This is a genomic window from Ferrimicrobium sp., assembly GCF_027319265.1.
GTDB lineage: Bacteria > Actinomycetota > Acidimicrobiia > Acidimicrobiales > Acidimicrobiaceae > Ferrimicrobium.
Window position 1 is genome coordinate 13,183 of record NZ_DAHVNP010000056.1, and the last position, 20,306, is coordinate 33,488.

At 58.6% G+C, this 20,306-nt stretch carries 18 protein-coding genes and 1 pseudogene; 17 read left to right on the forward strand and 2 right to left on the reverse strand.

Annotated elements, in window-relative coordinates; genetic code table 11:
- The first annotated feature begins 2 nt into the window (after positions 1–2).
- From M7439_RS08420 to M7439_RS08485, 13 genes and pseudogenes are all read left to right on the forward strand, one after another.
- Complete coding sequence (locus tag M7439_RS08420; RefSeq protein ID WP_298346631.1) at positions 3–1,466, forward strand: FAD-dependent oxidoreductase; 1,464 nt, start codon at positions 3–5, stop codon at positions 1,464–1,466.
- Positions 1,463–2,593 carry a hypothetical protein gene (locus M7439_RS08425; RefSeq protein ID WP_298346633.1) on the forward strand — a complete coding sequence of 377 codons (1,131 nt, stop codon included), beginning with the start codon at positions 1,463–1,465 and terminating at the stop codon, positions 2,591–2,593. The genes M7439_RS08420 and M7439_RS08425 overlap by 4 nt, the downstream gene beginning before the upstream one ends.
- Complete coding sequence (locus M7439_RS08430; RefSeq protein WP_298346635.1) at positions 2,590–3,765, forward strand: heterodisulfide reductase-related iron-sulfur binding cluster; 1,176 nt, start codon at positions 2,590–2,592, stop codon at positions 3,763–3,765. Before M7439_RS08425 ends, M7439_RS08430 begins: the two co-directional genes overlap by 4 nt.
- A 41-nt stretch (positions 3,766–3,806) precedes the next feature.
- Entirely contained in the window at positions 3,807–4,352 is a 546-nt protein-coding gene (locus M7439_RS08435) for a glycerol-3-phosphate responsive antiterminator (protein ID WP_298346636.1), read from the forward strand.
- 86 nt (positions 4,353–4,438) lie between these two features.
- Entirely contained in the window at positions 4,439–4,708 is a 270-nt protein-coding gene (locus tag M7439_RS08440; protein ID WP_298346638.1) for an HPr family phosphocarrier protein, read from the forward strand.
- Between the two features lie 368 nt (positions 4,709–5,076).
- A pseudogene (locus M7439_RS08450) lies at positions 5,077–6,006 on the forward strand (MIP/aquaporin family protein).
- A complete protein-coding gene (gene glpK, locus M7439_RS08455) occupies positions 5,999–7,492 on the forward strand; it encodes a glycerol kinase GlpK (RefSeq protein ID WP_298346642.1) in 1,494 nt (497 codons plus the stop codon). The pseudogene M7439_RS08450 and the gene glpK overlap by 8 nt, the downstream one beginning before the upstream one ends.
- A 10-nt stretch (positions 7,493–7,502) precedes the next feature.
- The gene (dhaK, locus tag M7439_RS08460) at positions 7,503–8,507 is read left to right on the forward strand and encodes a dihydroxyacetone kinase subunit DhaK (RefSeq protein ID WP_298346644.1); all 1,005 of its coding nucleotides are present in this window, start codon (positions 7,503–7,505) and stop codon (positions 8,505–8,507) included.
- A 1-nt stretch (position 8,508) separates the two neighbouring features.
- Entirely contained in the window at positions 8,509–9,147 is a 639-nt protein-coding gene (gene dhaL, locus M7439_RS08465; protein WP_298346646.1) for a dihydroxyacetone kinase subunit DhaL, read from the forward strand.
- Positions 9,144–9,554, forward strand: coding sequence for a PTS-dependent dihydroxyacetone kinase phosphotransferase subunit DhaM (locus M7439_RS08470; protein ID WP_298346648.1), 411 nt, complete (start codon positions 9,144–9,146; stop codon positions 9,552–9,554). Before dhaL ends, M7439_RS08470 begins: the two co-directional genes overlap by 4 nt.
- On the forward strand, positions 9,544–11,346 hold the full coding sequence (locus M7439_RS08475) for a putative PEP-binding protein (protein ID WP_298346650.1): 1,803 nt from the start codon (positions 9,544–9,546) through the stop codon (positions 11,344–11,346). The genes M7439_RS08470 and M7439_RS08475 overlap by 11 nt, the downstream gene beginning before the upstream one ends.
- Positions 11,347–11,729: 383 nt before the next feature.
- Entirely contained in the window at positions 11,730–12,758 is a 1,029-nt protein-coding gene (locus M7439_RS08480) for an ATP-binding cassette domain-containing protein (RefSeq protein WP_366525254.1), read from the forward strand.
- A gap of 100 nt (positions 12,759–12,858) precedes the next feature.
- On the forward strand, positions 12,859–13,641 hold the full coding sequence (locus M7439_RS08485) for an ABC transporter permease (RefSeq protein ID WP_298346653.1): 783 nt from the start codon (positions 12,859–12,861) through the stop codon (positions 13,639–13,641).
- Here the strand turns inward: M7439_RS08485 and M7439_RS08490 are convergent.
- Positions 13,638–14,297 (reverse strand): hypothetical protein, encoded by a 660-nt coding sequence (locus M7439_RS08490; protein WP_298346655.1) that lies wholly within the window; start codon positions 14,295–14,297, stop codon positions 13,638–13,640. The two genes, M7439_RS08485 and M7439_RS08490, sit on opposite strands and share 4 nt — an antisense overlap.
- 405 nt (positions 14,298–14,702) lie before the next feature.
- On the opposite strand from M7439_RS08490, the gene M7439_RS08495 reads away from it, so the two are divergent.
- Positions 14,703–15,584, forward strand: coding sequence for a hypothetical protein (locus M7439_RS08495; protein WP_298349579.1), 882 nt, complete (start codon positions 14,703–14,705; stop codon positions 15,582–15,584).
- A gap of 567 nt (positions 15,585–16,151) precedes the next feature.
- Here M7439_RS08495 and M7439_RS08500 read toward each other — a convergent pair.
- Positions 16,152–17,150 carry an NAD(P)-dependent oxidoreductase gene (locus tag M7439_RS08500; protein ID WP_298346658.1) on the reverse strand — a complete coding sequence of 333 codons (999 nt, stop codon included), beginning with the start codon at positions 17,148–17,150 and terminating at the stop codon, positions 16,152–16,154.
- A gap of 412 nt (positions 17,151–17,562) precedes the next feature.
- Between M7439_RS08500 and M7439_RS08505 the strand changes: the two genes are divergently transcribed.
- The 3 genes from M7439_RS08505 to M7439_RS08515 form a co-directional block, all read left to right on the forward strand.
- On the forward strand, positions 17,563–18,378 hold the full coding sequence (locus M7439_RS08505; protein ID WP_298349582.1) for a metalloregulator ArsR/SmtB family transcription factor: 816 nt from the start codon (positions 17,563–17,565) through the stop codon (positions 18,376–18,378).
- Positions 18,379–18,456: 78 nt separating this feature from the next.
- The gene (locus M7439_RS08510) at positions 18,457–19,848 is read left to right on the forward strand and encodes a rhodanese-like domain-containing protein (RefSeq protein WP_298346660.1); all 1,392 of its coding nucleotides are present in this window, start codon (positions 18,457–18,459) and stop codon (positions 19,846–19,848) included.
- On the forward strand, positions 19,845–20,306 hold a 462-nt coding region (locus tag M7439_RS08515), incomplete at its 3' end, for an MFS transporter (RefSeq protein WP_298346662.1). The genes M7439_RS08510 and M7439_RS08515, both read left to right, overlap by 4 nt.

Sequence of the window (20,306 nt, forward strand, 5' to 3'; positions counted from 1 at the left end):
ACATGAGGGTAGTCGTCATCGGAGCGGGGGCAACGGGGCTCGGTGTTGCATGGGATCTCACCCTGCGTGGGATTGAGGTGATTGTCCTGGAGGCACAGGAGGTTGGTGCTGGGACCTCCGGGCGTTTCCATGGCCTCCTTCACAGCGGAGGCCGCTATCTGGTCACCGACCCATCGGCAGCCAAGGAGTGCTATCAGGAGAATATGTTGTTGCGTGACATCGCCAGCGAGGCCGTCGTTGTGACCGGAGGGTACTTTGTCAAAAAGTACGGCGATGACGATGTTTTCGAGAGTGATTGGCTGAATCAGGCTGAGAAGTTAGGCGTACCGGTGCATCCAGTGTCAGTTGGTGACCTGCGGAGGGAGATGGAGATGCTGACCGAGCAGATTGAGCGGTCCTACTGGGTCCCTGATGGTGTGCTCGAGGGATTCAAGATGCTCGCGATGTTGGTGCAAGCGATCCAGTCGCGCGGGTCGCAGCTCTTGGAGCACACGAAGGCGACCGGGTTACGCCTTGAGGGTGATCGTGTAAGTGGTGTCGAGGTGGAAGAGCGCTCAGGAGGCACTCGGGTCATCGATTGCGATGCGGTCGTCAACACCGCCGGTCCGTGGGCGGGTTTGGTGGCTCGTGATTGGGGACTCGATATCAAAGTCCAGCCGTCGTATGGATTGATGTTGATTTTTGCGAACCGACGGCTCGATAAGGTCGTCAATCGGCTGAAATCCCCTAGTGATGGTGACATCTTCGTCCCCCACCAGGAGGTGGTGATTCTTGGCACTACGGATGTTGCCCAGCCGTCCCCCGAGGCTCCCCTGCCACGACGAAGTGAGGCTGTCAGGCTGATGGAACTTGGAACTGAGCTCATACCAGATCTCGGCTCCTGGAGAGTGTTGCGTGGTTTCAACGGGGTGAGGCCGCTGTATGAACCCTCGGGGATTACCGGAGACTCGCGGACGGTGTCACGGGATTTTGCGGTACTCGATCATAGCGAACAAGATGGCCTGCTTGGAGCCTTCTCTGTACTAGGTGGCAAGTGGACCACTTTTCGCTTGATGGGGGAGACGCTTGGGAACCAACTCGCTAAGACCCTCAATGTCGACTCCCCAGGTCGGAGTCGCGAGATAGCGATCGATGCCAGGGCCACACGGCCTGTGACGGGTGCCGTTGGTGATCGCGGTGCTCTGCTGTGCGAATGCGAACAGGTCTACGAGGCAGATATTGAACAGACAGCGAGTTCAGCCATGCAGCGACGCTTTGGTACTTGGTTCTCTATGGGGCCATGTCAGGGCACGTTCTGTGCACATCGGGTCTTGGGAAGAGGATCGGAGGAGAGCTTTACTCAGGAGCTCACCACGCTGCGCCGCGAGCGCGAGCACGGTCTTGTGGCCGTTGGTTGGGGAGCAAACGCACGGTTGATAGCACTGGAGCAGTCGATTGCGGCCCAATCTCTCGGGGAGGAGCTATGAGCACCCCCAAGACCGCTCTTGTCGTAGGTCGGGGTCCGGCTGGACTGCTGAGTGCCAGTTACCTTGTTCAGCGGGGGTATCAGGTAAGCGTTCTTGCCGAGGCGGACGGTTCTCTAGCGATGTGGCCGGGCGATTTTAGCTTTGGCAGAGATGCCGAGGCTTTTCGAAGTTTCCCAATTGAACGGTCGTTGACCGAGTGGTTGCAGTCCTTTGATGAACTCGTGACACTCTATCAATCCTTTGGAGTCACGCTTCGATTGCCCCAACGCGAAGCGATTGCGCATACCATCACGGCCACTGGCAACCTCCGCCCAACCTTTGCTACGCCAGATTGGCAGTACGCGTCAACAGAGCCAGAGCCGCTGGTCGTTGTGGGGTTCGATGGTCTCGCGGACTCGATCGTCGAAGCGCAAGTAGCTACCTACCGGCGACAGAGTGGCCAGGAGGCCTTTGGCGTGCGCCTGTCTCGACCCCCGGGTTGGGATGCGAGTTGGGGGGCTCTCCGATTCGCCGTGTACCTCGATAGTGATGTGGGTACCGACTGGTTGGTGAAGAGTTCGCAGACGGCGCTCGAGAGTGCGCCGCCAGACATTCCGGTAGTGCTTCCCCAAATCATCGGCTTGGAGCGCACGACCAACCTGTTAGCTCGGCTGTCGGACGTATGTGGCCGTAGCGTGGGCGAGTTTCCGCTGTTATCGCCGAGCGTTGGCGGTATCAGGATCAAGGAACGCTGGGAGCGTCAGCTGCGACGTCAAGGAGTCCGGTTCGTGAGCGGTAGAGTTCAAGAGATTTTGCCCACACCGCGAGCCGTCATGGCCGACGGGAGATGTTTTGCGGCGGACCTTCTCTTGCTTGCCCATGGTGGGGTGCTTGGTGGTGGCATGCGTGTTGCCATCGATGGCGTGATCGTTGACGAGCTGGTCAATAGGGAGATAGGTAGAATGGACCGACTCGAGGCGCTAAATGAACTCGGTCACCAGAATGCCGATTGTCTCGGAGGCGGGCGAGTACTTGCCGTCGGGAGAGCAATCGGTGGATGGAATCCCAACCGCGATCATAACGGTGGGGCGATGCTGCTTGCGACGGTGCATGCGGCACTTGAGCTCAGTGAGGAGATTGATCAGTGAAGAGATTCGAATACGAGGATGCCTGCATCAAGTGCTCCCTCTGTGTCACCGCCTGTCCGGTCTATCGGGTCGATCCACAGTTCCCTGGTCCAAAGGCACTTGGCCCTGACTGGTATCGACGCCATCAGGCCGGAGAGGTCACGGCTATGGAGCACGTGAGCGACTGCACCTTCTGCCAGCTCTGCGAAAACGCTTGTCCCGTGGATGTGCCAATCGCCCATCTCATCGCAGAGCATAAACACTTCGCATCCGAATCGCCGCGGCTTGCGCTACGCGACTATCTCTTAACCCATCCCCAGTGGTTGGCGATGGCTCCGTCCCTCGTCAAGGTCCCAAAACAACTCGGCATACCGCTTGGCATCAGTGCATCGACGCAGTGGCCAGTCCCCTCACCCATCCAGCGCGCCAATCGCCATCGGTATCGGCTCCGCCGACAACAGGCTTCACCCATGCCCCAGGTCGGGATCTTCGTGGATTGCTTTACCCGAGGGTTTGACTCAGAGACGTTCGCCGCCGCCAGTGCCGTCCTTAGAGAACTCGGCTATGCGACGGTGGCGCTGCCTGTTACGAGCCATTGCTGTGGCGCGGCCGCCTATGCATCGGGTCTGCTCAGAGAGGCTGAGCGCAGCGCCCGTCGGACGTATCGCGCAATCCGGAGGGTGTCCGCAGGGCTCGAAGCTGTGGTGACCTTAAATGCGACCTGTGACGATACGCTGCGCGTGGAGTGGCCACGGTATTTTGGATTGGAGCTTGTCACGCCCATCGTACCTTTTGTGGATTTTGTGCTCGACAAGGCGAGTCCTGGCTTTTTTGAGCAGTTGCGGCGAGGATCTGGCGACGAAGTGGTCTACACACACGCAACCTGTCGGTCAAAGGTTGCCCGTGGCGAGGGGTCGCTCTTTGCTCTTATGGAGCGCGCCAGCGACCGCGCGCCAGAGATCCTCGCGATCAGCTGTTGTGGTGCCGCTGGTTCGTACGCCTTCAAGGCTGAACACACGAAGGTGGCAAGAGCTCTGGGCGGACATGCGACAGAGGTGATGGGTGCACCGGGTGTCATCCTTACCGATAGTGGCACCTGTGCGATCCATCTCCAGGAGCTCACAGGGTCCGAGACTCTCCATCCAGCGCGTTGGCTGCAGGCTCAGCTTCAGCGCCAGGCGGTGAAGCAGTGATACCGGGCAGTGGGTCGATACAAGCGGAGGAGATCCCCAAGGTGATCTTCGCGGCGCGAGAACCAGCGGACGTCCTGGTCATGTTGGCTGATGTGGAACCGAGTTGGGTCTTCTTGCTTGGCGGGAGTGCCGGCGAGGTGCTGGGCGCCTCGAAGTTACTGAGTGACCGCGGTTTTTCGGTCTATATCCACATTGACATGCTGCACGGGATCACCAACGACAGTGAAGGCATACGTCTACTAGCGAGCTTCGGTCGTCCAACCGGCATCATCACCACCCATCCGTCAACGGTGAACGCGGCGAAGAAGGTGGGACTGTTGACGATCGAGCGGATCTTTCTTCTCGATAGCTCCTCCGTTGAATCGGGACTGCGTAACGTCGTCAGGACCAAACCGGATGCGGTCGAGGTGCTGCCTGGTGTGCTGCCAGAGCAGATCACCAAGGTGGCCGATAGTATCGATGTCCCTCTCATCGCAGGTGGTCTGATCACCCATATCGATCAAGTGAAGGCGGCGCTGAAGGCTGGCGCCCTTGGTGTGTCGACAAGTTCTGGGCTGTTGTTGAGCCAAGTCCAGGAGCTAAGTTAGACCGGAGCTAAGTTAGACCGGAACCATGTTTGGCGGGGTGAATTGGCTGGCGGGGTGGATTGAGTCAATCTGTGGAAGGAAGAACAATGGCAGCAAGAACTTTTCGTGTGATCGATCCATCGGGGCTCCATGCGCGTCCCGCTGCGCAGCTGGTGAAGGCGATGCATGCTGCCGGAGCGCAAGGGACGTTAAGCAAAGGCGACCGGGTCGCTGATGTGGGCAGCATCCTCGAAATTCTCGGACTCGGTATCGACAACGGCGATGTGATCGTCCTTGATGTGAACCAGGAGGCGGAGTCGGTCTTTGCGAGTCTTGAACACCTTCTAGAACCATTGACCGATGATACTCCTCGTTAGAACGCAGAATTAGAGCTCTTTTAAAGTTAGAAATAATCAGATTGAATGAGGCGGACAACCTCATACTGATTACTCATAGAGAGAACGAGTGCTGAGGTCGAATGCTGCTTGATGTTGGAGTGCTAGCAGGCGCTTTGCTCTTTTCCGACGGCGACAGCGAGGCAATGGGTGGTAACCGTCGGCGAGCTTAGCTAGTTGCTGATGGTGGAAGAAAGGTGGTATTAATTTTGGGTTTCGCGTGCATCGTCGTGGCAAATGGTGTACCATCGAGAGTGGGTGAGAGAAACTGAGAACCCAAGTCCGTTACCCGGGCTTGGGTTTTTTGCTGTTTTCGCTCATTCTTGACTCGATGAGAAGGAGTAGGGTGTATGGCTACGAAAGTGGGCTATGGTAAGACCGGCTGGCGCGCAACGGCGTGGGGCGAGCTGCTCTCGGAGTACTTAGGTACCCTGGTGTTACTTGCTTTTGGTACAGGGTCGGTGGCGGTGGCGGTCGTTGGTCTGACCATGTCTGGCCGTACGGTAGTGATTTTCCAGGGTGCTGGCGGTTGGATGCTGATCGGCTAGGGCTGGGCAATCGCGGTCGTCATGGGCGTGTATGTCGCCGGTGGTATCTCAGGTGCGCACCTCAATCCAGCGGTCACGTTTGCGCAGGCTATCAAGGGGAACCTTCCTTGGAAGAAGGTAGTACCGTATTGGATAGCCCAGGTCCTTGGGGCTTTTAGCGGCGCCTTGATCGTCTATGCAGATTACTACAAGGCGATCGACCAGTACAACTTGGTGCATCATGTCGTCTCACGGAGTTCGAGTGGCGGGTTGACGACCTTCTCCATCTTTGCCACCTTCCCAGCCTCCTACTTCCATGGCAGCTGGGTGGGGCCGTTGGTCGACCAGGTTATCGGCACCGCCTTTCTCTTGCTCTTTATTCTCGCCATCAACGATGCCAAGAACATGGCGCCGATCTCGAACCTTGGACCCTTTATCGTCGGGTTAGCAGTGTTGGCAATCGGTCTTTCCTTTGGTACCGATGCGGGCTATGCGATTAATCCAGCGCGTGACTTTGGGCCTCGTCTGATGACATGGCTTTTTGGTTGGGGTAAGAACGCCTTCCCGGGCCCGGGGCAGGGAGGTTATTGGTGGATACCTATTCTCGGCCCACTCGTTGGGGCGGCGATTGCAGTAGGTATTTATAAGGTTTTCATTGAATTGACTCTCGACTATCGGGCGAAGCACCCCGACGAGGTGACAGCGACTGCAGAAGATAATGAGATAGAAGAAGGGATGGTAACCAGTGACTAAGTATCTACTCGCTCTTGACCAGGGCACGACGTCATCAAGGGCAATCTTGTTTAATGATGCTGGCTTGCCGGTGGCCGTTGGCCAACAGGAGTTTCGCCAGATTTATCCGCAGCCCGGTTGGGTGGAGCACGATCCGGAGGAGATTTGGCAATCGGAGTGGCAGGCCATTCAGAGTTGCATTAAGTCCTCGGGGGTCAACGTCGCCGACATCGCAGCCCTTGGCATCACCAACCAACGTGAGACGACGGTGGTCTGGAACCGGCAGACGGGGCAGGCGGTCTACAACGCTATCGTCTGGCAGTGTCGGCGTACGGCCGGAATGTGTGATCGGCTGCGGGAGGCAGGCCACACTGACATGGTGCGAGCTAAGACAGGGTTGGTCATCGACGCGTACTTCTCGGGGACGAAGGTGGCCTGGATCCTCGAGAACGTTCCCGGCGCTCGCGAGCTCGCCGAGAAGGGTGATCTCGTCTTTGGAACCATCGACTCCTGGCTGATCAACAAGCTGACTCACCAAAAGCTCCACGTCACGGACTATTCCAATGCCTCGCGTACCATGATCTACAACATCGGTGAGCTCGATTGGGATGACGAGTTGTTGGGGCTGTTAGGGATTCCGCGCTCCATGTGCCCGACCGTTGTTGACTCCTCGGGTGTCGTTGGCGAGGTCGATGAGAGCTGGTTGGGGCGCAGGATTCCGATTGCTGGGATCGCTGGTGATCAGCAAGCTGCATTGTTTGGGCAGGGGTGCTATACGCCTGGGACTGCGAAGAACACCTACGGTACCGGTTCCTTCCTCCTCATGAATACGGGCGAGGTCCCCGTCTCCTCGGAGAATGGACTGGTCACGACGCTGGCTTGGGGTATCGATCACAAGGTGACCTACGCGCTTGAGGGTTCGATCTTTATCACCGGAGCCGTTGTCCAATGGCTCCGTGATGAACTGGGGTTGATCAAGACCGCTGAGGAGACAGAGGCGCTAGCACTTTCCGTGCCTGACACCGGTGGGGTGTATCTCGTACCCGCCTTCGTCGGTCTTGGGGCGCCCTGGTGGGATAGTTACGCACGCGGAACGATCGTTGGACTGACAAGAGGATCGAATCGCGCCCATATCGCCAGAGCTGCGCTGGAGTCGATCGCCTACCAGTCGCGTGATGTCTTGGAGGCGATGCGAAGCGACAGCAAGCAGGCAGTTGATGTCCTGCGGGTTGACGGAGGAGCGATCAACAATAGCTTCCTTGCGCAGTTCCAGGCCGACATTCTCGGTGTGCGTGTCGAGCGACCAAAGGTGACAGAGACGACGGCGATGGGTGCAGCCTTCTTGGCGGGGCTCGCCGTGGGTGTATGGGATGGCTTTGAGCCCTTGACCCAGGTGTGGCAACGCGATGCGCTGTTCTACCCGTCGATGGTCGCTTCGCGTCGCGATGAGCTCGTCGCCGGCTGGGTCCGTGCGGTCGAGCGGTCCAAGAGTTGGATCGAGCAGTGAGGAGTGCAAGATGAAAAAGATTATTGATGCGGTTGCGACGATCGTTGACCAGGCACTCGACGGGATGGTGGTGGCCTACCCTGAGTACCTCGTGCGGGTGCCAGGCACCTCGGTGCTTGCTCGCAAGGTCCCAAAGGCGACGGGCAAGGTCGGTCTCGTCTCAGGGGGCGGTTCGGGCCATGAGCCCGCTCACGGTGGTTACGTCGGCTATGGTATGCTTGACGCGGCGGTGGCGGGGGAGGTCTTTACCTCCCCCACCCCGGACCAGGTCTACGCAGGTATCAAGGCCGCCGACCATGGCGTTGGTGTCCTCCTTGTGGTGAAGAACTACACCGGCGATGTGATGAACTTTGATATCGCTCGCGAACTCGCCGATGCCGACTCCATTGCGACAGAGGTCGTGTTGGTTAACGATGACATAGCGGTGCAGGATTCGCTCTACACCACCGGGCGTCGCGGGATCGCGGGAACGGTTTTGGTCCATAAGATCGCAGGTGCAGCTGCTGAAGAGGGTGCGGATCTGGCAACAGTGAAGGCGGTAGGTGATGAGGTGGTCGACAACGTCGCCTCGATGGGTTTCGCGCTGACCTCGTGTACGGTCCCAGCGAATGGCAAACCGACTTTTGAACTCGGGGAGAACGAGATCGAGATGGGTGTCGGGATCCATGGCGAGCCCGGTATTGAGCGCATTCCAATGATGAGTGCTGGGGAGCTCACTGCCTTCCTCTATGGTCGCCTTGTGGAGGAGCTCGGGCTGGTCGCCGGTGAGCGCGTCGCTGCTCTGGTCAACTCCATGGGGGCCACCCCCGGTATCGAGTTGGCCATCATGACCGGGCATCTCGCACAGCTCGTGGAGGGTTCCCAACTCTCTCTCGAGCGGGTCCTGATGGGGGAGTTCATGACCTCATTGGAGATGGCAGGAGCCTCGCTCACGCTGCTGCGTCTTGACGATACACGGGCGAGACGGTTAGGAGCGACCTGTGATACCCCAGCACTGAGAGTCGTGACGCACTAGTATGACCTCTGTGAAGCAGGAGGCCTTTCGCCAGCTCTGGCAGCGATTTGGTGAACTGATCCATGCCAACAGAGCGCTGCTCAATGAGCTCGATGCGGCCATCGGCGACGCTGACCATGGCTCCAACATGGATCGCGGGTTGACCAAGGCCGTCGAGGTGCTCAACGCTGCCCCCGAGGGTAGTCTGCGCGCTGATGCGAAGGCCATTGGCATGACACTCATGAGCACGGTCGGAGGGGCATCAGGAGCGCTCTGGGGATCAGGAATGTTGAAGTTTGCCGCGGCGTTGCCTGATGCCCCTGAGGTCAACTGGGCCGATTTTGTGGGTGCCCTTGGCGCCTTTGTCGAGGCACTCCAACAACGCGGGAAGGCGGTCGTGGGAGACAAAACCATGATGGATGTATTCCTCCCTGCCCTCGCTGAACTCCAGGCCACAGGATCCGATGGAGAGCCGGTGAGCTCCCTGGTCGTTGTGCTCGCCCAGCAGGCCAGAGCGTGGTCGGATGCCACATTGGATTTGGTGGCCAAACGTGGCCGTGCAGCCTATCTTGGCGAGCGCAGCGTCGGTCACATCGACCCAGGTTCCGTTTCCGCCGCCCTCTGGTTTGAGGCACTCGCTCGGGTCATGGGGCCGCAATGACGATGTCCACCGGGCTGATCATCGTCTCTCACTCCAAGCGCCTTGCCCTCGGCGTGGTCGACGTGGTTCGGGCCCTGGCCGGCGATGAACTGGCGATGGTTGCCGTTGGAGGCGAGGAGGCACCCGGGTCTGGGGGGCTCGGGGTGAACGCAGCGATGGTCCTCGCGGGACTCTCGGAGCTAGGCGGAGTCGACACGATTGGCATGATCGGCGACGTTGGCTCCTCCTTCCTGGCGACGAGTGCCGCGATTGAGCTGGAGGGACTTGAGGAGCGGGTACACATGATTGACTGTCCGATGGTCGAAGGCGCCATCGCGTGTGCGATGACGCTATCGATGGGTGGTTCCCTTGATGATGGTATCACGGCGGCGGAACACGCATGGGAGGTTCGTAAGGTTGGATCCTGAGGGCACAGCTTCGGCCGAGACGGAGGACGCTCGTGCGGCTCCTCCAGACGAGCGTGTCTGGGAGGGCTTTGGGATCGGGACCGATACGGTGGTAGGACGGGTGCGACACCGTCAGGGATCAGCGACGCCACCCGAGGATCATGGGGCGGCGGGAAGTACCCAAGGTGAAGTTCGTGGCCGTGGTGCCGGTGCACAGGCGCACGAATTCCCCAGTCGCGAGGAGCTTCGCCATCACCTGGAGGCGGAACTGACCAAGGCGGCAGGGGAACTTGAAGGTTTGGCCGAGGGCGCACCTCCCCAGGTCGGTGCGATCCTGGAGGCCCAAGCCATGATGGCCCAAGATCCGACGCTCGTCGATCGCTTGTTGGCACCGTTGCTGTCAACCGAGCAGGCGGATCGTCCTAGCGACGTGGCCTCGATCTCCATCGATCGGCGAGCATTAGAGGCCGCGTTCGAGACGGTTGCCGCTGAGCTGCGCACCGTAGGTGGATACATCGGCGAACGAGCTGACGATATCACCGAGATCGGTATACGGGTCGGCGACCAGCTCTTTGGGCGAGCTGAGTACTCCTGGCGATTCGATGATGATAGCATCCTGGTCCTTGAGCAACTGAGTGCGGCTGAGGCGGCGAAACTCGACCCAACGGCGTTGCGTGGTGTGATCGTGGCAACTGGAGGGCCCACGGGGCATGCGGCGCTCATCCTCCGTTCCCTTGACATTGCAGCCGTCGTCGGTTGTCGAGGAGCATCTGAACTCCCCGAGGGTTCCATGGTCCTACTCAATCCCCTCACTGGCCAGGTCTCGTTGGCCAGTGCGACCTCCGGGCATCTTGAGCGCGTGACCGAAGGGTTCACGCCTCGGCGTGATCGGCGACGAAGCCACCGTTCGGTGTTGGCGACGGGTGCGGTGCACCTTCTCGCCAATGTCGGATCACCAGGAGACGCAGTTGAGGCGCATGGGCGGGGGGCCGACGGCATCGGTCTCGTACGCACCGAGTTCTTATTTGAGGGGCAGGCACAGGAGCCAAGCGTTGACCAGCAGGTCGATGTCTATCGATCCATTCTTGATCCATTTGTCCACTCACAGAAGCCTGTCATCTTCCGCACGCTTGATGCAGGTTCCGACAAACCCTTACCCTTTATCAGGCTGCCTCGGGAGGACAACCCCGCGCTTGGGGTGCGGGGTTTTCGTCTCGTCGCCCAGGCTCCAGGGGTGCTCGAACGACAGTTGGAGGCTCTGGCGCAGGCACAGGAGTTGGTGCCAGGTGTCGAGGTGCGGGTGATGGCGCCTATGGTGAGTTCACCTGCTGAGGTGCGCTCTTTTGTGGGGATGGCGCGCTCTGCTGGCCTGGGCACCGTGGGGGTCATGATCGAAGTCCCGGCGCTCGCTTTGGGTTTTGTCCGGGTCGCGCCGTTGGTAGATTTCGCCTCAATCGGGACCAATGACTTGCTCCAATATCTGATGGGGGCCGATCGCAATGGACCCGCACTGGGCGCGCTCCTCGATCCCTGGAATCCGGTCGCGCTTGGTCTTATCGAGTCGGTGGCGCGTGCAGGGACGCGGGCGCAGGTCGGTATCTCGGTGTGTGGCGAGGCGGCGAGTGATCCGTTGCTCGCCATCGTCTTGGCCGGTCTTGGTGTCTCGAGCCTCTCAATGACGCCAGTAGCGCTGGCTGGGGTGCGAGCGGTGCTGGATGGCCTCTCGATGACGCGGGCGCGGGCGCTTGCCCGTCGGGCGCTCTCGCAGGAGGATGCCAGTAGGGCTCGAAGAACGATCGTCGACGCCCAGTAGGGCTGCATCGCGCCCCGAGAGGTGCGAGGTGACCCGGGCCGCTCAGACGAAGACACCCATCCCGCTCACTGATCTGAGGCGCGTTCGAGTTCGAACCACGCAGCTTCCGGGGTTGCTTGCCCGACGGGATAGGAGCGCGAACCTGGTGCACTTCGCGTGTCTCAAGAGCTACGCACACGGGTAGAGCGTGCACCTCGTCGGGTATCGGCAGTATAGTTGCATTGCACAAGGGATTGGAGCTCGGGTGGTGGGAGCCGTCGAACCTTGTCGCGTCTCACCATTCCACGTTCACTAGGAGCCGTGGATTCGTGGTCACGATGGTCTCTCCCCCTAGCCGGGGATAGCTGGTGGTGAGGGTATGTGAGAGAAGGAGGGAGACGATGATGTCGGCGGAGCTTGGACCTCACCTACGGTCACCGTTGAACCAGAAAGGACGGCCAGCAGCTGTAGCGGTGCAGGGTCTCGTCAAGCGCTATGGATCATTGGAGGCGGTGAGAGGCATTGATTTCGAGGTGGCCGGGGGAGAGATCTTTGGATTCCTCGGCCCCAACGGCGCGGGCAAGTCGACCACCATCAAGATTCTCTGTACGCTTGCTCAACCGACGGAGGGTGCCGCACAAGTGGCAGGATACGATGTGGTGCGAGCGAGGGAATTGGTCCGACGCAACATCGGTCTGGTCTTTCAGGATACGACGCTCGACACCTATCTGACCGCTGAACAGAACCTCCGCTTTCATGCGGAGCTCTATGCAGTGCCTAAGCAGTATGTCGAGTCACGCCTGCAACGGGTGCTCGAGATGGTTGGACTCTGGGAACGTCGTGGGAGCCTCGTCAGTACCTACTCAGGAGGTATGCAGCGTCACCTCGAGATCGCTCGTGGTCTGTTGCATGCGCCTAAGGTCCTCTTTCTTGACGAACCCACCGTCGGCCTGGATCCCCAGACGCGCTCTTCGATCTGGGAGTACATCATCGAACTCAAGCAGCGAGAGGATATCACCATCTTCTTGACGACGCACTATATGGATGAGGCGGAGAATTGTGATCGGATTGCGATCATTGACCACGGCCAAATCCAGGCGAGCGATACTCCCGAGGAACTGAAGGCAAGTGTTGGCAAGGACCGAGTACAGATTGCAACCGCGGATGATGTCGCTGCAATCGCGGCACTCGCATCGCGATTCGGAGTCGATGCAGGGATGCATGACGGGTTGGTCACCTTTTCCGTCGCCGCTGGCGAGGAGTTCGTTCCTCGACTCTTTAGTGAGCTCGGCGTCGGGATTCGTTCGGTCAGCGTCGCCCGTCCCTCTCTTGACGATGCCTTCATGTCGTACACCGGTCGGACTATCAGGGATACAGAGGCGACAAGCAGCGATTCGATGCGGGCGTTTCGACAGCGTTTTCGAGGGAGGTAGCGGTGCAACCTTCAACAGTGACAACAGGCGAGGTGGCGGCGATTCGTGTTGCGGTTCCGGCGGGTGGACTCAGTCAAGATCTTCGAGCAATCAGTATCGTGTGGCGCCGCGAGTTGATTCGCTTCTGGAGGGACAAACTCAGGATGGTGACCTCGTTGATCCAACCGATCCTCTTCCTTTTTGTACTGGGCACGGGACTCTCCGCCCTTGCCAAGCACGGGATGCCCCTGGAGTCAATCTTCGCACTTTTCTCTATCCAGGCGTCTTGGCGATGTCTGCCCTCTTTACCGCCCTCTTCTCGGCGGGCTCTATCGTGTGGGATCGAGAGTTTGGTTTCCTCCGGGAAATGCTGGTCGCACCGGTGAACCGTGGTGCGATCGTGTTCGGTAAGTGCCTTGGCGGGACCACAGTAGCGACGCTCCAGGGACTCGTTATTTTGATCCTCGCGGGATTCGCTGGGGTGCCCTATCGTCCGACGCTCCTACTGGCACTCATCGGAGAGCTCCTGTTACTCTCCTTCACTCTCACCGCCTTTGGCGTAATGATGGCGGCACGGATCCAGCAGTTCCAAGCCTTTATGGCGGTGACACAGATGTTAGTGATGCCACTGTTCTTCCTCTCCGGTGCGCTTTATCCGCTCGGCGGTCTACCGACATGGCTGACGGTGTTGACCAGGATCGATCCGCTGACCTCTATCGTAGGCCCGATGCGCAGTGTGGTTTTTAACTCCCTCAACATGGGCCAAGCGGCGCGCCACTTCCTGAGTCCAGGCGTCACCTGGGATGGATGGTTGGTACCGGTTGGGCTCTCGCTGGCGATTGTGGCCGTGATGGGGGTGGCAATGACACTCATCGGGGTCGTTGAGTTTCGAAAAAATGATTAGCCGCGTGGACTGGGATTGTTGCTCGTTGCGAGGATGTCACGGGTGTGTGCGAGGAGCTCTAGTACGTAGCCAAAGAAGAGCAGGATCCCTGCGACAACCGCCGTCGCGAAGATCTCTCCGCCTAACGTGAGCATGACGACCCAGGGCGAGGGATGGAGGGTTGCACTCGCCGCGGCGAACAGACTGATGCTGACGATGATGACGAGGACACCGAGGATGACGATCGGAATGGTAGCGTATTTGAAGAACTCAGCAAGGTCGAGTGGGCCAATGCGGTCGAACAAGGTTGGAGACGGGTCCGATTCGCTTGGAGCAGGCGTCGTTGCTACGCCCGCTCGGCGCTTGGCATACTCTCGCGGTGTCTGATCGCGGAAGACACCGAGGAGAAGGTCTTTGGCCTGTACCTGGCGATCTGAGCGATCTTCAATGTCAATCTCCAGGTAGATCTCGGCGGCGTCTTCACCGACCGGGAGGACCGTGATGCGGTACGGCAGTTGGGCGGAGGAGAGCCCGGTCTTGAGGCTACGACCCTCTATTCTTAGTTCCCCACGGTCTATCGCGAACGGATCGGTGTAGGAGTAGGCGACCTCGATGACGGCATCAAAGATGGTGTCAGCGCTATCGGGTGCCGGTATAGTTGTCGAGATGGTCTCCATCTCTATCAGGCTATCACTGCGGATTGAACAAAACGCTACATATCGTAGAGATAAAGTCGTAGAGATAAAGTCGTCGAGATAAAGCCGTAGAGATAAAGCCGTAGAGATAAAGCCCAAGCGATACAACAGTTGAGTACCAGGTTGGCAAGAGGAACACAACAAGGTTGTCGTTGGTCGGTAAACGCACCTGGTTTGCCATCGAGCAGATGAGCGGATGCCAGGTGCCGGTTTGTACGTGCCGATTTCGTGCAAGGGTGCTGATAGCTTGGAACGATGAGGCGCCGGTGGCAGACTTGGCAGATGAGGTTCGGCGTCGTCGCGTTGTGTTCGACTCTCGCGATCTGGGCGCAGCCTTGCCTGCACGATCAGACACTGGCGAGATCAGTAAGGACCTCATACCCTGCGGTGGCGTTCGTCGACCGTGGGTATTTGCGACCCTCAACTGAACTGGGATCGTATCAGCAGCTCTGGTATGCGCCACTTCCACTCACTCCAATGGTGCCTGGAGGCCAAGTGCAACCCTGGAACCCACGGGGTGATGAGGGGGCTGGTGGCAGAGCCGTCTTTTCCACGACGTTGACCCCTCAGCTGGATGCTCCTCCGATTGCGATCGCATGGATTAACCAGCAGCAGGCGAGCGCGCAGATCTATGCGGGTACGACCCAACCGGGGGGTACATGGCCCTACCAGGCTCCCGTTGCACCATCGCGATATACGACCCTTTTGGCGGCCTTCGAAGGGGGATTCCAATTCACCCACGCTGGTGGTGGATTTTATCAGGGTGGCCGTTATGGTGCACCGCTGCAAAGCGGGGACGCATCCTTGGTGGAGTACGACAATGGCACTATGGCAATCGGTGCATGGGGAACCGAAATAGGCATGACCTCATCAGTCGAGGCGGTCCGCCAGAATCTGACCCTCTTGGTTGATCATGGCCAGGTTACTCCCCAGGCGAGTATTGCTCCACTTGTCAACTGGGGTTATTCACTTGGCAACCTTGTCAACACCTGGCGCAGTGGCGTTGGTGTCACTGCAAACAACAACCTCGTCTGGGTGGGAGGTCCTGGTCTTTCGCCAGCGGAGTTGGGCGCCGTGCTCGTGCACGCGGGAGCGGTCGAAGGGATGCAGCTTGATATCAATCCCGATTGGGTGAATTTTGCCACCTACAGCGACCTTGGTCCAAATGGGATTGTCGGCACCAACCTCCTCTCCGCTATGATTTTCCCTCCCGTGCACTATCTCGGCCCATTCTGGCGAGACTTCGTTGCGGTCTTCTTGCGTGGCTAACGACGAGTTGCAGTTGCCACTTCTCCCGGGCAAGCATCGACTGAACTACTGGCAAACTGGAGCGGGGGAGAAGGAGTGCCGCAGCGCAAGGGCGAGCGCGGAGAGGGCTGGCCGGGGCGCGTACTGGTTGGTTGATTCGCAATGGTCGGCCCGAGCACTCTCTCGATGTCAGGGTGTCGCGCATGAACCAAAGGTGTCCATAGGTGAGATGTTCCTGATGTGCGACGATGCCAGGCTCGATTGTGCCTGGGAGATCCACCGGGCCCCGTGATGAGGGCGAGGGAGCCAGTGGGGGAGGGAGGTGATATCGCCACCTAAGTCCACTTATCTGGAGTGCATGCAGGCTACAGCCATCTTTGGTTGGGATAAGAACGTGGTCAGCGTGGTGTTTGCCAGGGGTGATTTTGGACCGTGTGATTTTAGACCGTCTGTTCTAGTGTTGATCCCGATCCTACGACCGAGATTGCCGGTGGATCGGGTCTCGGGGGTTGATCGACTCCTAGGTGCAAGGGCTCGATGGTATCCCGTCTTGATACCGCGGTGTCGCTTGGTGAGCCTGAGATATGGTTATCGTTTGGGAGGCGCAACTGCGGCTTGGCCGGCGAAAAACGGTGCGAAAAACGGATCGTCCTCGAAGAGAGGCATCGTTTGCCGAGTTGTGTTCGCCATCAACCAGTCAACCTCGGCTTTGATGGTGCTGGCGTAGTCGCCGATCGGTTGGTAGCCGAGTTCATGGGCGCGTTTGGTGTCGAGAACAAGCGGGTAAGTGGTATCCCACGGGTGAAGGCGGCGACTAGGTGCGGTCACTGGTTGTTCCACAAACGTTACACCGAGTAGTTCACCCACGATGCTAGCGATCTCGATGCCAGAGGGTGCGTCGGGGTCCGCGATATTGACGATCTGGTTTCCTGAAAGATGAGCCAGCGCAGTTATCAGAGCTGCGATGTTACTAGCGGCGCTCGGGTGGTCGATGCCGGCGCGGTTGGGATCGTAGAGGAGGGTGAGACGTTGTTCAATGGCACGTCGCACAAAGACCCACTTCCTTGGCCGTCGTGCGTGGGCGCCGTGGATCTTGGATGGGCGTAGGATGGCGACTGATGCTCCCGAATCTAGCAGCGTCTCTTCGGCAGCGATTTTGTTTGCACCATACCCCTCCCGTGTGTTGGGTTCAAGGCCGTTGGGTCTGAGTGTTGCGCACGTCTCATCGATAGGACCCGCACAGTCGGCAGGCTTGTCGGAGTTGGAGTGGCGGCCGCGCTGATCGACATCGACGGCTTTGGAGGAGATCATGATGGTTTTGGTGATATCAGAGAGATAGGGAAGGAGCATTACGGCATCATCAGCCTGGTAGCAGAGGTAATCGATGAGGAGATCAGCACCACCCGATAGCACCCTTCGTAACTGGTGGGGATCATGTCGATTCGCGATGATGCTGATGAAATGTTCTTTGTTTGACGAAGGGGAAGTGTGGCTGGTCAAGGTGACGTCCCAGCCATTGGCCCTCAACCGCTGGCTCGCGGCATGACCAATGGCTCCAGTTCCTCCTAAGATGATGGCGCTTGGCATGGGTTTTCAGCTTAGCGAAGTGTCGAACGTGATGTTGATCGGGCACAACGTAGCCTTGCTTCATGGTCACAGTATGTCGACGGGAATGACAATTGCGAGCCTGCTCGCTCCTTAGCCGGTTGATGGTTGCAGGTGAGCGCAGTCACACAGCAACGGATCCTTCGGTACGTCGAATGCCGAGGACATCTGTGCATCTTGATCTGGGTTGGCAAAGGTGCTGTTGTCATGGGATACGAGGTTGTTGCAGACAACCCGACTGGCACCAGGTTTGTATGAACCAGCGTGTGCTTGATCCTTCATTCCTGCTGGGCGGACGACGAGACTCTAGCTGCTCGTTGACGTTGGTGGGGAGACAGCCAGTTTGCGATCGATGGGTGTTCTCGCGCTCGAGTGCTTAGCGTTGGGTCATCTGGTGCCATTTGGCCCTTGTCGATTGACCCTTCGCGAAAGCGATGGTCGCAGCCGTTATACTCCAATAGGTATGCACGATGGCGATGCTTCCACCAACACACCAGGGTCAAGGGCCGCCAAGACCGCGCTATTTGATGCATTGGCAGAGATGGCGAAGGCGATGTCCACAGGGCGGCGCATCGAAATTATTGATCTGCTGGCCCAGGGTGAACGTTCGGTTGATGCCCTCGCAGCAGAGATCGGGCAGAGTCTGGCGAACACCTCCCATCATCTTCGTTCTCTCGCTCAGGCAGGGCTCGTTCTTTCCCGAAGAGAGGGGACCTACGTCTATTATCGTTTGGCCAGCGTCGAGGTAGAGGAGCTATGGTTGGCCCTTCGTAGGACCGCCGAAGCCCGACTCGCAGACTTGCCACGTCTCATCACCGCCTATGTCGGGCCATCCGACGATTCTCAGGTTGTGGAGTACGCCGAGCTGCTCAACCAGTTGCAACACGGTTCCATCACTCTCCTCGACGTTCGACCTGAGGCGGAGTATCGTGCAGGGCATATACCAGGCGCGCGTTCGCTTCCGTATCGGGAACTCTCGGAGGAGCTTCACGACATCCCAAGTGATGGCGAGATCGTCGCCTATTGTCGCGGTCCCTATTGCGTCTTCGCGCCTGATGTTGTTCGATTCTTGCGAAGCAGGGGCATCCTTGCAAAGCGCTTGCGAGATGGCTTTCCTGAGTGGCGCCGAGCCGGTCTCCCTGTCGCCTTCGGGGTCGAAGCTGGCATGATCCCCTCGGATGCTGAACACACCGGTAAGGTCCAATCTTAGCGTTGGTTGCAGAAATGGTACTTCCTGGCAAGTAGTATACTCAAATACATAATTGAGTATATGAACAGGGAGGTCCAAGTGGACGTTTCGATCGTTCCGGTCCGCAGCGCTGAGTTGGGGAATACCAGCTATCTTCTGGTTTCTGACCGGGCGAAAATGGCTGTTGTCATTGATCCTGTTCGCGATATTGGTCAGTATCTCGATATCGTGGCGAGCGCAGAACTGGAGCTGACGTGGTCGCTTGAGACACATGTCCACAACGATTTTGTATCAGGCTCACGCGAGTTTGCCTCTACCGTTGGATCGAAGATCGGGGCGAGCTCTGACGCGGGTCTGCGCTATCACTACGAACATCTCAGCGACGGAGATGAAATTGGCTTGGGTTCGTGGCGACTCCGTGTTCTCGCGACGCCTGGCCATACGCCCGAACACGTGGCCTATCTCTTGCTCAATGCGATGGGACAGCCAGAAGCTTTGTTCTCCGGCGGAGCACTCATGGTTGGAACGGCAGCACGAACTGATCTCTTTGGTCCTGCGCTCTCATGGAGATTTGCCCATGACTTGGAGCGTTCCCTCAAGGAGAAAATACTTCAATTGCCTGATGAGGTGGTGGTCTACCCTACCCACGGTGGTGGTTCGTTCTGTGCAGTGGGCGCCGGCGACGCGACCATGACGACTATTGGTGCAGAGCGCGTAACAAATCCACTTGCAACAGCTCGTAGCTCCCGTCAGTTCGTTACCCGTTCGCTGACCGCGGGGACATACCCGACCTATTATGCGAGGATGCGGAACCTGAACCAAATCGGTGCTCCACTGCTCGGGCTGTCCCTTGTCCATCCGCCCGAACTCGATCTCGCGTCACTGGACCACTGGCTGGCTCAAGGCGCGTTGTTGCTTGACATTCGAACCGCCCAGGACTTCAGATCCTCGCATATTCCTGGGAGTATCGCTACCGGTGCCGATGGCAATATTTCGGGGTGGGTCGGTTGGTTGGTCGGTCCAGAGAAGCCACTCGTTCTCGTAGCCGATGCGGGCAGCCGGGGCGCCGGGGAGATTCAGGAGGCGGTGAGCCAACTTGTGCGCATTGGATACGACCGGATTGTGGGATATCTTGGTGGTGGGCTTGACGCCTGGCAGGCGGCAGGGCGCAAGATTGTGGGTTATGACACACTCAGCGCAGCAACGCTGGCGGAACGCCTTGATGCAGACGAACTCTTGCCCGTTGTAGATGTGCGTGAGGCGGCTGAATGGCATGCTGGTCACATCCCCGGGAGTGTGGGTCTTCCGCTCCACGATATTCTGACTCAGGAAACCGGACTCGTCAAAGGCATTCAGGTAGCGGTTCATTGTGGCCATGATTACCGTGCAACACTAGGTGCAAGTCTTTTGGAACAAGTCGGCTATTCTCAGCTCAGCGTCGTGATCGACGGCTGGGAGGGGTGGTCTGCCCTCGAGGAGGTGCCGCGGTGACCCAGACGGGCCAACCAAGGGACGATTCTCCAGCAGGAGAGGGACGAGTGCATCATAAGCTCGGGCTCCGTGAGAACTGGTGGCAGTTCTCACTCTTTACGATCATCACCCTGTTGATTGGGATGACGATTGGGGTGGAGCGAGTCGCTCTGCCTCCGTTGGCCCAGCACGCTTTTGGAGTTACCTCGGTGCTCTATACCGTCAGCTTCATCGCTGCCTTTGGGCTCGTTAAGTCGGTGATGAATCTTGTAGCGGGTCGGCTTTCGGATCGTCGAGGGCGCAAGGGTATATTGCTCGCTGGCTGGGCTTTTGCGATTCCCTATGCGCTCATCATCATCTTTGCAACGGCATGGTGGCAGGTGATTATCGCAAATCTTTTCCTAGGGGTGAACCAGGCACTCACCTGGACGATGTCGGTGACCGCCAAAATTGATCTCGTCGGCCCGGTGAATCGAGGA

Excerpts from the sequence above, each read along its gene's own strand:
- M7439_RS08420 (WP_298346631.1), top strand. The coding sequence starts at position 3 with ATGAGGGTAGTCGTCATCGGAGCGGGGGCAACGGGGCTCGGTGTTGCA.
- M7439_RS08500 (WP_298346658.1), bottom strand. The coding sequence starts at position 17,150 with ATGCCAAGCGCCATCATCTTAGGAGGAACTGGAGCCATTGGTCATGCC.
- M7439_RS08440 (WP_298346638.1), top strand. The coding sequence starts at position 4,439 with ATGGCAGCAAGAACTTTTCGTGTGATCGATCCATCGGGGCTCCATGCG.
- M7439_RS08470 (WP_298346648.1), top strand. The coding sequence starts at position 9,144 with ATGACGATGTCCACCGGGCTGATCATCGTCTCTCACTCCAAGCGCCTT.
- dhaL (WP_298346646.1), top strand. The coding sequence starts at position 8,509 with ATGACCTCTGTGAAGCAGGAGGCCTTTCGCCAGCTCTGGCAGCGATTT.
- M7439_RS08425 (WP_298346633.1), top strand. The coding sequence starts at position 1,463 with ATGAGCACCCCCAAGACCGCTCTTGTCGTAGGTCGGGGTCCGGCTGGA.
- M7439_RS08480 (WP_366525254.1), top strand. The coding sequence starts at position 11,730 with ATGTCGGCGGAGCTTGGACCTCACCTACGGTCACCGTTGAACCAGAAA.
- M7439_RS08490 (WP_298346655.1), bottom strand. The coding sequence starts at position 14,297 with ATGGAGACCATCTCGACAACTATACCGGCACCCGATAGCGCTGACACC.
- dhaK (WP_298346644.1), top strand. The coding sequence starts at position 7,503 with ATGAAAAAGATTATTGATGCGGTTGCGACGATCGTTGACCAGGCACTC.